The organism is Orlajensenia leifsoniae, from assembly GCF_004570845.1.
Classification (GTDB): domain Bacteria; phylum Actinomycetota; class Actinomycetes; order Actinomycetales; family Microbacteriaceae; genus Orlajensenia; species Orlajensenia leifsoniae.
The window spans coordinates 397,381-410,054 of the sequence record NZ_SPQZ01000004.1 but is presented as its reverse complement, the minus strand read 5'-3'; the positions used below and the strand labels follow the sequence as shown (position 1 = coordinate 410,054).

Sequence of the window (12,674 nt, the reverse complement as noted above, 5' to 3'; positions counted from 1 at the left end):
CGGGGTCGACGATAGCAGGCGGTGCTGGGAGGTGTCCAGACCCGATGCAGCGAATGCGCTTCGGCCGCGGATTTCGTCCGGGCCTCAGCGAACGGTCATTGGAGCACCCGCTAGACGAGCGCCTTCTGCGGCGTCGGCAGCCCCAGCGTGGCGGCCGTCGACGCCAGCGACGCCGCTGCGAGCTCGGGCTTGTCGTTGAGCGTGGTGCCGAAGCTCGGGATCATCTCGCGCAGCTTGGGCTCCCACGACGGGAACTCCGTCGGGAAGCAGCGCTTCAGCACGTCGAGCATGATGGGCGCTGCGGTCGAGGCTCCGGGCGACGCGCCGAGGAGTCCGGCGATGGTCCCGTCGGCCCCGGTGATGACCTCCGTGCCGAACTGCAGCACGCCGCCGACCTTCTCGTCCTTCTTCATGACCTGCACGCGCTGGCCGGCCGTGATGAGCTCCCAATCCTCGTCCTTCGCCGTGGGCATGAACTCGCGCAGCGCGTTCATCTTCTTGCGACGGTCGGCAGCGAGCTCGCCGATCAGGTACTTCATGAGGTCGAAGTTGTGGAAGGCCACCGCGAGCATCGGCCAGATGTTGTGCCAGCGGATGCTGAACGGCAGGTCGAACCACGTCGAGGTCTTCAGGAACTTGGGCGTGAAGCCTGCGTACGGCCCGAACAGCAGCGAGGTCTCACCGTCGACCACGCGGGTGTCGAGGTGAGGCACGGACATGGGCGGGGCGCCGACGCCGGCCTTGCCGTAGACCTTGGCCTTGTGCTGGGCGACGACGGCCGGGTTCGAGGTCTTGAGGAACTGCCCGCTGATCGGGAAGCCGCCGAAGCCCTGCACCTCGGGGATGCCGGAGTGCTGCAGCAACGCGAGAGCGCCACCGCCGGCGCCGACGAAGACGAACCTGGCGTGCACCTCGCTGCGGGTGCGGCCGACGCCGTTCAGCACCTTGACTCGCCAGGTGCCGTCCTTCGTGCGCTTCAGCCCGGTGACCTGGTGGTTGAGGTAGAGCTCGCCGCCGTTCTTGGTGAGGTCGGCGAACATCGAGTGCGTGAGCGAGCCGAAGTCGACATCCGTTCCCGACTCGATGCGGGTGGCGGCGATGCGCTGGCGCTTGTTGCGCCTGCGGGTGATGAGGGGCGTCCACTCCGCGATCTTCGCGGGGTCGTCGCTGAACTCCATGCCCTCGAACAATGGCTGGTCCTTGAGCGCGTCGTGACGACGGCGCAGGTACTCGATGTTCTTCTTGCCGTGCACGAAGGTCATGTGCGGCGTCGTGTTGATGAACGACGACGGCTCGGGCAGCGCGCCCGTCGACACGAGGTGCGACCAGAGCTGGCGGCTCACCTGGAACTGCTCGTTGATGCTGATGGCCTTCGCGGGGTCGACGGCGCCGTCCTTGCCCTCGGGCATGTAGTTCAGCTCGCAGAGGGCGGCGTGGCCCGTTCCCGCGTTGTTCCACGGGTTCGAGCTCTCCTGGGCCACGTCGCCCAGGCGCTCGTAGGCGCGGATCGTCCAGTCGGGCTGGAGCTGCTTGATGAGGGTACCGAGCGTCGCGCTCATGATGCCGCCGCCGATGAGGACGACGTCGATGGGGGCCGGAGAATTCACGAATACCAGTCTATCCGCGCGCGAGCGGGCACTCTCGCCTGCGGGCTACTCGCTGCCGAGCACGGGCAGGCCTCGCTCGTCGAGCGGCCAGAACGGGTTGTGCGCGATCTCCCAGAGGTTGCCGTCGGGATCGGCGACGTAGCCGCTGTAGCCGCCCCACTCGGTCTCGGTGGGAACCTTCGACACCGAGCCGCCGAGCGCCATCCACTCGCCGACGGCGTCATCGACCTCGTCGCGGGTGGCCACGTTGATGGCGAGGGTGACCGCGCGGAACGCCGGCGCGTTGGCGTGCATCGTCGAGGTTCCGGCATCCTTCGCCAGCTCGGCCGTCGACCAGAGTGCGATCACTCCCCCGGGCGTCGCGAAGAAGGTGATCTCACCCTCGACTGAGGACGGCGCCGGCTCCCAGCCGAGGGAGCGGTAGAACGCCGTGGCGGCGATGACGTCGGCGACGCCGAGCGTGACGAGTGAGTAGCGCTGCGGAATGGCCATCCTTCGACGCTAGCGGGGCCGCATCCGTTCTGCCTACCCCCGATGCCACCTCGGATGCCACTCGCATGCACAGACGGCGTGTCCCCCATTCGAGGGTGTTCACCAGAATGGCCCACTGCGTTCACGCGGATGTCGGATGCGACTGCTGACCTGTGTATCGCCTGAAGCAGGCATCATGCCCGCCCCGGCGGACACCCCTCGCAGGCCAGACACGCAGACCATCATCAGGAGACACCATGCCCTTCCGCCCCACCTCTCGAGCCATCGGCCGCGCCGGCGCCGCCGTCGGCGTCCTCGGCCTCGCCGCAGCCCTCGTCGTGGGCGGGAGCCTCGCCGCCACGGCGACCTCGCAGCCGACTCCCGACCAGACCGGCGGCGCCGCCCGCAACCACGGCCTGGACCAGACCCTCACCATCGCCGGCGCCCTCGCCAGCGGCACCAAGGCGCGTAACGTCATCCTGCTCATCGGGGACGGGATGGGCGACAGCGAGATCACGATCGCCCGCGACTACCTCTACGGTGCCGGCGGACGCCTCCCCGGCATCGATGCCCTGCCGCTCACCGGCCAGTACACGACGTACTCGCTCTACAAGGACGGCGACCCGCTGGCCGGCAAGCCCGACTACACGCCCGACTCGGCCGCGACGGGCACGGCCTGGGCCACGGGCACCAAGACCTACGACAACGCCATCAGCGTCGACATCCACAACAAGGCCCAGAAGACCCTGCTCGAGCTCGCCAAGACGCAGGGCCTGCGCACCGGCAACGTCTCGACCGCCGAGATCCAGGATGCGACCCCGGCCGTGCAGGTCGCCCACGTGGCGGCCCGCAGCTGCTACGGACCCGACAGCCCCACCTGCGGCGCAGACGCACTGGTGGCCGGGGGCGCCGGCTCCATCTCGGAGCAGCTGCTCGACACCCGTCCCGACCTCACCCTCGGCGGTGGCGCGGCCACGTTCACCCAGACCGCGAAGGCCGGCGAGTGGAACGGCCAGACGCTGTTCGCCCAGGCTGCAGACCGTGGCTACCAGGTCGTGAAGGACGCGGCGTCGCTCGCGGCTGTGAAGAAGGCCAGCCAGGAATCGCCCGTGCTCGGCCTGTTCGCCGACGGCAACTTCCCGACCCGGTTCGCCGCGTCGACCGCGACCGTCGGCGGTTCGGGTGGCCCTGCCACGACCTGCACGCCGAACCCCGCATACCTCGGGTCCGGACTCACGCTGAGCGACCTGACCAAGAAGTCGATCTCGCTGCTCAACGACAAGAAGGCGAAGAAGGGCTTCTTCCTGCAGGTCGAGGGAGCCTCGATCGACAAGCGCGACCACGCTGCAGACGCCTGCGGCCAGATCGGTGAGACCCAGGACCTCGACGAGGCCGTGCAGGCCGCCCTGGCCTTCGCCAAGACCGACCGCAACACGCTGGTGATCGTCACCGCCGACCACGCGCACTCCAGCCAGATCGTCGACGGCGCGACCCCCGGGCTCGGCTCCGCGCTCACCACCGTCGAGGGTTCGCCGCTCCGCATCTCCTACGGCACCGCGGCGGCCGGCGGCTCGCAGCAGCACACCGGATCGCAGCTGCGCATCGCGGCCTACGGTCCCGGTGCGGCCAACGTGGTGGGCCTGACCGACCAGACCGACACCTTCTTCACCATCTCGAACGCTCTGCGTCTCAACGGCTCCCTGGCCGTCGAGTGGCCCGTGAAGCACGGGCACGGCTCGAAGAACTGGTGGAACTCGAAGGGCGGCAAGGGCGGCCACTGATCGCCTGAGTCACTCACGAGCGGGGCGGATGCTGCGGCATCCGCCCCGCTTCTCGTTCGTCGAGTCGCCCGCATCCGTCGCATCCGCGGGCTGAGACGGATGCGATGGCGACGAATCCGGGCGACTCGGCGGGGGCTGTCAGCCGGCGAGTCCGGCGGCGAGCAGCCCGACCCCGGCCGTGATGAGTCCGGCCGTGAGCGAGAGCACGCCCAGCCAGAGCAGCCAGATCAGGCGACTGGGCTTCTCCGGGTCGCGACCGAGCACGGACAGGAAGAACCCGGCAGGCATGAGGATCGCCGCGATGGGCACGCCGGTGCTGGCGAGCCAGAACCAGAAGCCGGTCAACGAGGCCTGGTCGATGACCGCGAGAATCGCCATGCTCAGTACCAGGAGCACGGCGGCGTGAGCGTGGCCCGCCCGGAAGAAGCTGGTCTGCAGGGCGTTCGCGGGAACGTGACCGCGCACGACCTTCGTCAGGAAGTAGCCGCCGGACTCCACCGTCACGAGAGCGAGGAGCAGGATTCCGAAGACGGTGAGGCTGGATGGACTGAGCATCGGGTTCCTCTCGGCACTGGCGGAGTGGCATCCGTCGTGATTGGATAGTTAAACTATCCAAAGAGTAGATAGTTCCACTATCTGATGTCAAGGAGTCGGATGCGCATCTCCCAACTGGTCGAGGAATCCGGCGTCCCTCTCGCCACCGTCAAGTACTACCTGCGCGAAGGACTCCTGCCGCCCGGGACAGCGACGACGGCGACGCAGGCCGACTACAGCGAGCAGCACCTGCATCGGCTCCGGGTGATCCGTGCTCTGACCGGTGCCGCGGGCCTGCCGGTCCAGCGAGCGCGCGCGGTGCTCGCACTGATCGATGCTCCAGACGGCGACCTCTTCGAATCGCTGGGCCGAGCCGTCGCAGCGCTTCCTCCCTACGCGGGAGTCGATCCCGACGGCGACTACCCCCGCGCTCGCGCGGTGATCGAGCGTCTGGGCCAGCTCTTCGATCCCCAGTACGCCGCTGTCGCCCAGCTCGAGCACGCTCTGAAGGCGGCCGAGGATGCCGGACTGCCGATCAGCGACGAGCGCATCGAGGCCTACGGCCGCCACCTGCACGCCATCGCCGAGTTCGACCTCGGTCAGATGCCGAGCGCGGCCGCGGCTTCGGATGCCGCGGCGGGGTCGGCCGCCATCGAGTACGCGGTGCTCGGCACCGCGCTCTACGAGCCCGTCATCCTGGCCATGCGCCGCCTCGCCCATCAGGACGTGGCGGCGGGGATCCTCGAGGGCGGCCACGACTGACTCGAGCCCGCGCGACGAGCCAGATCAGAGCCCGATCGACGCGAGCGCGGAGTCCATCCTCTCGGCGATGGCCGCGTAGCCGTCGTCATTCGGATGCAGGCCGTCCGAGGCCATCCACTCGGGATGCCCCTCGATCCAGTGCGAGGCGTCGGGGAGGTAGTCGGCTCCGATGCGCTCGGCGCCGGCCTCGACCCAGTCGATGATCTGCTCCACCGAGTCCGGTCGATCGTCGGTGTACCAGAACGGCTCGACCACCACGATGCGCGCGTCGGGCAGGTCCGTCGACAGCCTGGTGAAGTCGCTCTCGATGGCGGCCTCGATGTCATCGGCCCGATCGGGCATCGAGAAGTTGTCGTTCAGCCCCATCGTCACGATCACGATGTCGGGGTCGGCGTCGATCACGGCGTCGAGCTCGTCGACGCTCTGGTACTCGCGGTTGTTCACGAATCCGAGGCCGTCTGTCGACGGGTTGACCTCGGTCCAGCCTCGATCGGCGCTGATGATGCTCGACCAGCGCTTCTCGGTCGACGACGCGCCCGTGCCGCGCGTGTAGGAGTCGCCGTAGAAGGCGACGACGGGGGCATCGGGATCGATGTCGACGGATGCCGCGGGTCCGCCGCCGGGCTCCGCGGCGCCGCAGCCCGTCAGTGCGATCGCCGTCGCCGCGAGAACGGCCGCGATCCGCGCGGGCAGGAAACGGCGCTGGGTCATGCCTGGTGTTCGCTGCGGCTGGCCGTGCGGATTGCGCATGCCGACTCCCCCAATCCACGGGTCAGGATACGCCGGCAGGCCGGTGATCAGGCGGGTCGGTGTCCCGTGCCCGTGGGTGGCCGACAGTCCTGAGGAGATCTTGAGGGTGGCTTGAGGCTGTCTCACTAGCGTCGTCCGTGGTGGGAGACGACACGCATCGCCCCTACGCGAGCCGAGCCGCCATCGCCCACCTGTCCGCCGCCTTCCAGCCGCCACCCTGTCCGCCGCCGCACCCCGAACGGAGCACCGCCGTGCCGAGCCGTATCAGCGTCCTCCCGATCATCGCCGTGATGCTCGTGGTCGCCGGTGTGGCCGGAGTCGGCGGAGCAGCCAGTGCGGCGCGCGCGACGCCGGCGACGCCGCGCACGGTGCAGGCGAGCTTCGAATTCACCGGCCTCACCCCCGGCGTCGAGAAGTCCGCCCTCGAGCCGTTCACGACGGCGACGGTCGCCACGATCGCCGCCGTCGCCCCCATCGCTCCGAGCAACGCGCAGAGCACGTCCGACGCCGTCTGGACCGGCGAGCTGTGCGATGCGAACGGCGACGGATGCCGCCCGTTCGACGACTCCCTGACCGGCACGACCCTCGCCTCCGGCGAGCACACCGTGCGGGTGCGGGTCACGACGCCAGCGGGGAGCGCTGCGACGTCGAGCGCCGCCGTCGCCGGCCTCGGCTTCGCCGGCTCCGAGAGCTCCCCCGCACCGCAGGGCCCGGCTTCGCCCGGCTTCCCGCTGCTGTGGTGGGGCGCCATCGCCGCCGTGGCGCTGAGCGCCGGGATGGTGCTCAGTGCGGCTCAACGTCGCCGGGCCCGTGATGAGGCAGCGGCATCCGTCGCCGTATCGGTGTCGGGCGAGCGCCCGTGATGACGACCGCCGCAGCGCTGCCGTTCGTCATCGCCTGACCCTCTCGCCGTCCGGCTGCACACGACCTCCACGGGCGTCGGCTAGCATTCAGCACGAATGCGTCGTCGTGGTTCGAGACGTGCATCGGTCGATCGAGGGGTGATCTGCGCTTGGGTTCGGAGAGACGCGTGGCCGTCATCATCGAGGACGACGCCGACATCCGCAGTCTCCTCGAGTCCGTGTTCGCGCAGGCTGGTTTCGAGACCATCACCGCCGCGACCGGGCTCGACGGCATCGAGGCCGTGCGCGCCCACGAACCCGTCGTGACGACGCTCGACATCGGCCTGCCGGGTATCGACGGCTTCGAGACCGCCAGGCGCATCAGGGCGGTCAGCGACACCTACCTGGTCATGCTCACGGCCCGCAGCGACGAGATCGACACCCTCCAGGGGCTCGAGGCCGGCGCAGACGACTACGTCACCAAGCCGTTCCGCCCGCGCGAGCTGCGAGCCCGCGTCGAGGCGATGCTGCGTCGCCCTCGCGTGACGCACGCAGGCTCGAGCGACACCGCCGCGACGGCCGCCGCGCCATCTGGGGCGATGCACACTCCGGATGCAGCTCACGCTGCTCCCGCCGCTCCAGCCGCTGTCGCCGATGCTGCGCCCGGCTGGATCGAGCATCGCGGCCTCCGGCTGAGCAGCGCAGAGCGCCGCGTGCAGCAGGGCGACGTCGACCTCGAGCTCACCCGCAGCGAGTTCGACCTCTTGGGCGCCCTGCTCGACGCCCGGAGACGGGTGCTGAGCAAGGCCGACCTCGCCGCGGCCCTGCACGACGACTCCGTCACCCATTTCGTGACCGAGGGCGACAAGCGCGCCGTCGAGGTGCACATGGCGAACCTGCGCAAGAAGCTCGGCGACGACCCGTCGGCTCCGCGCTGGATCGAGACGGTGCGCGGAGTGGGCTACAGGCTCACGGCCTGATCGGCGCCGGTAAGGCAGGCCCGCGGCATCCGCTCTTCGGTTGATCGATCGGCCGTGCGCCGCCCTCAGCCGGCGGACGTATCGGCCCGCTCGTCCCGCGCGATCACGACGGACTCCCCCAGGACGATCGCGTACTGAACCGTCGATTCGGCCCGGTCGATCAGGGTGCGTGCGCCTTCAGCCGGGTTCGCGGGATCGCTCAGCGCCACGCCGATGGTTGCCGTCGGGCGGATGCCACCCAGATCGGCCATGCCGGGATCGAGCAGGCCGTCGACGATCCGATCGGCGATGGTACGCGCATCAGTTCCCTGGTCGATCGACGTGACGACGATCAGGGATCCGGGAACGTCTTCGAACACGGCTGAGAACGGCGGACAGTGAGCGCGGACGGATTCGGTCCAGGCCGTGCACATCTCGTCGGCGGCGTGGCGGCCGAACGCCGTGGCGACGGCGCTGAGCGTGTCGAATCGAACCGCCAGCACGGCGATGCCGCGACCGTAGCCGGACCCGCGCTTCATCCACCCGTCGGCCAGCGCCTCCAGCCCGCCGATGGCGAGGCCGCTGATCTCCTCGGGGCGCCGCTGCCGACGGACGCCGCGGAGACGCGCGCGGTCGGCGCGCAGCACCGACATGGAGATGGCGCCGACGATAGTGACGGTGACGACGATGAAGCTCGTGGTGATGGTTCCGAAGCCGGTCTGGAACAGCTGGGTATCCGGGCCGCCGGTGAAGAACAGCACCGTGCGCACGGAGTAGTAGGCGCTCTGCAGGAGGAGCACGATGGCGAGCGCGCGGGCGTTGGGGTTCGCGCCCATGCTGCCGGTCAGCGATTCCACCCCGGCGCCCCCGGCGAAGGCGGCGATGGCGATGAACATGAGCCCGGCGCCAGCCCAGTCGCCACCCGATGGCCCCTCGATGATGACGGCGATGGCGCTCGCCACTGTGATCAGCACCACGAAGACCCAGACGAAGCCCGGCCGGTTGTTGTAGGCGCGGGCGCCGACCCACATGCATCCCGCCGTGGCGACGTAGCCGGCGTTGCCCACGGCGACAGCCCACCAGGCGTCGCCGTTGGCGGCCCAGAACAGGTAACTCACGACGGTGAGCATGCCGCTCAGGTAGGCCAGGGCCCAGATGCGCCCCGCGACCTCGTCGCGGCGCACGAGGGTGTCGGCGATGAACGTGACTCCGGCGACGACCACGACCAACGCCGTGACGAAGACCACTGATTGCAGGTCGAACTCGATGTTCATGTCTTCTCCCAGGGGATTCGCACGGTAGCGACGGTGCCCACGCCGAGAGCGCTCTCGATGGTGAGCTCCCCGCCGTGCCGACGCACGATGTCGCGACTGATGCCGAGACCGAGCCCGCTGCCGTGCACGCTCGACCCGCGCACGGACTCGCTGCGGAAGAACCGCTCGAACAGCCGCGGCACCTCCTCGGGCGCGATGCCGGTTCCGGTGTCGCGCACCGTGATGACGGCGGCGCCGGATTCATCCGGACCAGCCTCGACGGTCACCGTGCCGCCCTCGCGGTTGTACTTGATGGCGTTGGTGACCAGGTTGTCGACCACCTGCCGGATCCTGAAGGCATCGACGACGGCGTGCAGCTCCCGGATGCCCGAGGCATCGATCGTCACGAGGTTCTCCCGCGCCCGCGGCGCGAGGCTCTCGACCGAGGCGGCGACGACCGAGGCGAGGTCGGTGGAACGACGGTCGATGGTGAGCTCGACGGGCCCGTCGCCCGCCGTCGATGCGGCCAGGATGTCGGTGATGAGACCGAGCATGCGATCGGCATTGCGATCGGCCACCTGCAGGTAGCGCTCGGCTCCCTCCGAGAGCTCCTCGTCGCGGGCGAGGTCGAGGTATCCGACGATGCTGGTCAGGGGCGTGCGCAGTTCGTGGGAGACGGATGCCACCAGGTCGTCGCGCGCGCGCACGGCGGCGAGCTCGGTCGTCACGTCGCGCGTCACGACCACGAGGCCCTCGTTCATGGCTCCGGGCCCGCTGCGCAGCCGGCGGGCGGTGATGCTGAGTGCGATGCCACGGCCGGGGGTGCCGACCCACACGATCATTCCGGCGAACTCCTCGCCGCGCTGCAGGCGGGCCAGAGGGGCGTCGTGCGCGTCGATGGGGGTGAGCCCGTTCGCGGCGAAGAGCGGCGCACCGCCGGCGGCATCCGGAGCGAGGATGTCGCCCCCGGCCGCCGCCATGATGCGACCGTGGCTCTCGTTCATGACGGCGACCTCGCCGTCGGTGCCGACACGGGCCACCCCGAACTCCACGGCGTCGAGCACGTCGGCCAGCAGGTTCTCCTGGCGCCGGGCGCGGATCATCGCCGACTCGAGCACCCGCGACTGGCTGCGCAGCAGCTGCCGACGAGCGGCGGAGCGGCGGGCGGCGGTGACGGTCGATGCCGCAACGGCTGCGAGGACGAGCGGCAGGATGACGACGGACGGAACCGTGAGGGTGCCGACGGGGTCACCGGTGAGGAATGCCCCGGTGATGATCATCGCGCAGACCGAGAGCACACTGCCGATCGCGCCGATGATGCCGAAATAGCTGCTCAGCCAGATGACGGGGAAGATCCAGAGCAGGCCGGCGCCGAGAGACGGGTCGGCGAAGCGCAGACAGACGATGGCGATGATGTCAAGGGCGGGCAGCGTCGCGGCCCAGCCCCGCGGGAACAGGTGCCATGGCACGGCGACGGCGAGGCCGCATCCGAGGAACGCCAGGAAGACCCCGAGGAAGAACGCGCCCGGCCTGTCGGTGTCGTCCGAAGCGACCTGCTGCACCACCACGACGAACAGGATGACCACCCCGAAGAGCAGCTGGCTGAGCGTGACGGCGCGATCGAGCGAGCGATCGGGAGCCGCAGGGAGCTCGGTACCGGACATGGTCTCGACACTAACGGGTGGGCGGGCCTCCGACGGCTCGCGCCACCGTGGCGGTCGGGCTAGAGTCCGAGCTTCGCCAGGGCCGCGTCCATCCGCCGCGCGATCATCGCGTGCCCGGCGTCGTTCGGATGCCCGCCACCGGCTTCGTGCAGCTCGGGGTGGCCATCCATCCAATGGGAGGCGCCGGGGATGTAGTCGGCGCCGACCTCCGACGCGGCCGCCTTGACCCACGCGATGATCCGGTCGACGGAGGCCGGGCGATCCTGGTTCGACCAGAACGGCTCGACCACGATGAAGCGGGCGTCGGGGATCTCGGTGGCGAAGCGGTGGAAGTCCGCCTCGATCGCAGCGTGCACGTCCGCCGCCGAGCCCGGCATGACGGAATTGTCGTTGAGGCCCATGGTGCTGATGACGATGTCGGGGTGGGCCGCGACGATGGTGTCGACGATGTCGATGGCGTCGCGGGTGCGATTCTTGACGAACCCGAGGCCGCTGATGCTCGGATTGACCTCGATCCAGTCGTGGTCATCGCTGACGAGGGTCGACCAGCGCTTGCCCGAGACGGATGCTCCCTGGCCGTGGGTGAAGGAGTCCCCGTAGAACGCCACGACCTGGCGCTGCCCGGTGGCGTCGGCGGTCGGTGCCGGTGTGGGCACAGGCGTCGGCACGGCACCTTCGCTCAGCGGCGCCGGCGATCCGGCCGAGGGCGTCGCCGCGGGGTCGATCATGGACTGGGCGGCGCTCGGAGCACAGCCCGAGAGCATGGCGGCAGCGAGCAGCAGCCCGACGGCGCCCGCGACGGAGCGCGTGAGGTGCTTCATGTGGTGTGGTGCAGCTCCGGTCGGGCGGTCGGTGAGCGAGAGTTCGGCGCGCGTTCGGTGAGCCGGCTCAGACGGCGGCGGGAACGAGCTTGGCGGCGACGAGCTCTGCGATCTGCACGGCGTTGAGGGCAGCGCCCTTGCGCAGGTTGTCGTTCGAGATGAACAGGGCGAGGCCGCGTCCGTCGGGGACACCCTCGTCCTGACGGATGCGTCCGACGTAGCTGGGATCGGTTCCGGCGGCCTCGAGAGGGGTCGGAACATCGGTCAGCACGACACCGGGAGCCGTGGCGAGGAGTTCCTCGGCGCGGGCCACGGAGAGCGGGTTGGCGAACTCGGCGTTGATCGAGAGCGAGTGACCGGTGAAGACGGGAACGCGCACGCAGGTGCCGCTCACGAGCAGGCCGGGCAGGTCGAGGATCTTGCGGCTCTCGTTGCGGAGCTTCTTCTCCTCGTCGGTCTCGAAGTCACCGTCATCGACGATGGAGCCGGCGAGCGGGATGACGTCGAAGGCGATGGGACGCACGTACTTGTTCGGGGCGGGCAGCTCGACGGCGCGGCCGTCGTGGACGAGTCCGAGCACGTCGCCCTCGAGAGCTGCACGCACCTGACCCTCGAGCTCCTCGGCACCGGCGAGGCCGGATCCGGAGACGGCCTGGTACGTGCTCACGATGAGTCGCTCGAGGCCGGCCTCCTCGTGCAGCACCTTGAGCGCGGGCATGGCCGCCATCGTGGTGCAGTTCGGGTTCGCGATGATGCCCTTGCGGGCGTCGGCGATGGTCTCGGGGTTGACCTCGCTGACGACGAGCGGAACGTCAGGGTCCATACGCCACCCGGAGGAGTTGTCGATGACGGTCGCACCGGCAGCGGCGAAACGCGGAGCCTGTGCCTTCGACAGCGTGGCTCCGGCAGAGAAGATGGCGATGTCGAGGCCGGCGGGGTCGGCCGTCGCGGCGTCCTCCACCACGATGTCCTCACCGCGCCACGGCAACGTGGTTCCGGCCGAGCGCGCCGAGGCGAAGTAGCGGATGCTGGCCACCGGGAAGTCGCGCTCGTCGAGCAGGCGGCGCACGACCGCCCCGACCTGTCCTGTCGCTCCGACCACGCCGATGTTGATTCCCACGCTGTTGCTCACGTCTCTTGCCTCTCGTTCACGTCAAGTCTGACAGGGGTGGGCCGCCCGACGGGTTCGGATCGATCGGATCTCACCGTTTTGGCGGCTTCGCCCTGTGG

At 69.6% G+C, this 12,674-nt stretch carries 12 protein-coding genes; 4 read left to right on the top strand and 8 right to left on the bottom strand.

Going from position 1 to position 12,674, the window contains the following annotated elements; genetic code table 11:
* Nucleotides 1-110: 110 nt before the first annotated feature.
* Nucleotides 111-1,607, bottom strand: coding sequence for a malate:quinone oxidoreductase (locus E4M00_RS12835; RefSeq protein WP_275668199.1), 1,497 nt, complete (start codon nt 1,605-1,607; stop codon nt 111-113).
* Nucleotides 1,608-1,652: 45 nt separating this feature from the next.
* Nucleotides 1,653-2,099 (bottom strand): VOC family protein, encoded by a 447-nt coding sequence (locus E4M00_RS12830; RefSeq protein ID WP_135120896.1) that lies wholly within the window; start codon nt 2,097-2,099, stop codon nt 1,653-1,655.
* Between the two features lie 236 nt (nt 2,100-2,335).
* Between E4M00_RS12830 and phoA the strand changes: the two genes are divergently transcribed.
* Nucleotides 2,336-3,859, top strand: coding sequence for an alkaline phosphatase (gene phoA, locus E4M00_RS12825; protein ID WP_135120895.1), 1,524 nt, complete (start codon nt 2,336-2,338; stop codon nt 3,857-3,859).
* Between the two features lie 138 nt (nt 3,860-3,997).
* Here phoA and E4M00_RS12820 read toward each other — a convergent pair whose 3' ends face one another.
* A complete protein-coding gene (locus E4M00_RS12820; RefSeq protein ID WP_135120894.1) occupies nt 3,998-4,414 on the bottom strand; it encodes a hypothetical protein in 417 nt (138 codons plus the stop codon).
* A 99-nt stretch (nt 4,415-4,513) separates the two neighbouring features.
* Between E4M00_RS12820 and E4M00_RS12815 the strand changes: the two genes are divergently transcribed.
* Entirely contained in the window at nt 4,514-5,155 is a 642-nt protein-coding gene (locus tag E4M00_RS12815) for a MerR family transcriptional regulator (RefSeq protein WP_135120893.1), read from the top strand.
* 24 nt (nt 5,156-5,179) lie between these two features.
* Here the strand turns inward: E4M00_RS12815 and E4M00_RS12810 are convergent, their stop codons facing one another.
* Complete coding sequence (locus E4M00_RS12810) at nt 5,180-5,866, bottom strand: SGNH/GDSL hydrolase family protein (RefSeq protein ID WP_135120892.1); 687 nt, start codon at nt 5,864-5,866, stop codon at nt 5,180-5,182.
* A 179-nt stretch (nt 5,867-6,045) separates the two neighbouring features.
* Here E4M00_RS12810 and E4M00_RS12805 point away from each other — a divergent pair, with 179 nt between their 5' ends.
* Together E4M00_RS12805 and E4M00_RS12800 are read left to right on the top strand one after the other, a co-directional pair.
* Complete coding sequence (locus tag E4M00_RS12805) at nt 6,046-6,768, top strand: hypothetical protein (RefSeq protein ID WP_135120891.1); 723 nt, start codon at nt 6,046-6,048, stop codon at nt 6,766-6,768.
* Between the two features lie 167 nt (nt 6,769-6,935).
* Nucleotides 6,936-7,727, top strand: coding sequence for a response regulator transcription factor (locus E4M00_RS12800; protein ID WP_240037089.1), 792 nt, complete (start codon nt 6,936-6,938; stop codon nt 7,725-7,727).
* Between the two features lie 65 nt (nt 7,728-7,792).
* On the opposite strand, the gene E4M00_RS12795 is transcribed toward E4M00_RS12800, so the two are convergent.
* From E4M00_RS12795 to E4M00_RS12780, 4 genes are all read right to left on the bottom strand, one after another.
* Nucleotides 7,793-8,980: a nucleotidyl cyclase domain-containing protein gene (locus E4M00_RS12795; RefSeq protein ID WP_135120889.1), complete on the bottom strand. Its 1,188-nt coding sequence runs from the start codon at nt 8,978-8,980 to the stop codon at nt 7,793-7,795.
* Complete coding sequence (locus E4M00_RS12790) at nt 8,977-10,623, bottom strand: sensor histidine kinase (protein ID WP_135120888.1); 1,647 nt, start codon at nt 10,621-10,623, stop codon at nt 8,977-8,979. The genes E4M00_RS12795 and E4M00_RS12790 overlap by 4 nt, the downstream gene beginning before the upstream one ends.
* Before the next feature lie 59 nt (nt 10,624-10,682).
* A complete protein-coding gene (locus tag E4M00_RS12785; RefSeq protein WP_240037087.1) occupies nt 10,683-11,444 on the bottom strand; it encodes an SGNH/GDSL hydrolase family protein in 762 nt (253 codons plus the stop codon).
* Between the two features lie 67 nt (nt 11,445-11,511).
* Nucleotides 11,512-12,576 (bottom strand): aspartate-semialdehyde dehydrogenase, encoded by a 1,065-nt coding sequence (locus E4M00_RS12780; RefSeq protein ID WP_135120887.1) that lies wholly within the window; start codon nt 12,574-12,576, stop codon nt 11,512-11,514.
* Nucleotides 12,577-12,674: the final 98 nt, after the last annotated feature.

Coding starts and splice junctions, on each gene's coding strand:
- E4M00_RS12795 (WP_135120889.1), bottom strand. CDS start 8,980: ATGAACATCGAGTTCGACCTGCAATCAGTGGTCTTCGTCACGGCGTTG.
- E4M00_RS12830 (WP_135120896.1), bottom strand. CDS start 2,099: ATGGCCATTCCGCAGCGCTACTCACTCGTCACGCTCGGCGTCGCCGAC.
- E4M00_RS12820 (WP_135120894.1), bottom strand. CDS start 4,414: ATGCTCAGTCCATCCAGCCTCACCGTCTTCGGAATCCTGCTCCTCGCT.
- E4M00_RS12790 (WP_135120888.1), bottom strand. CDS start 10,623: ATGTCCGGTACCGAGCTCCCTGCGGCTCCCGATCGCTCGCTCGATCGC.
- phoA (WP_135120895.1), top strand. CDS start 2,336: ATGCCCTTCCGCCCCACCTCTCGAGCCATCGGCCGCGCCGGCGCCGCC.
- E4M00_RS12815 (WP_135120893.1), top strand. CDS start 4,514: ATGCGCATCTCCCAACTGGTCGAGGAATCCGGCGTCCCTCTCGCCACC.
- E4M00_RS12785 (WP_240037087.1), bottom strand. CDS start 11,444: ATGAAGCACCTCACGCGCTCCGTCGCGGGCGCCGTCGGGCTGCTGCTC.
- E4M00_RS12810 (WP_135120892.1), bottom strand. CDS start 5,866: ATGACCCAGCGCCGTTTCCTGCCCGCGCGGATCGCGGCCGTTCTCGCG.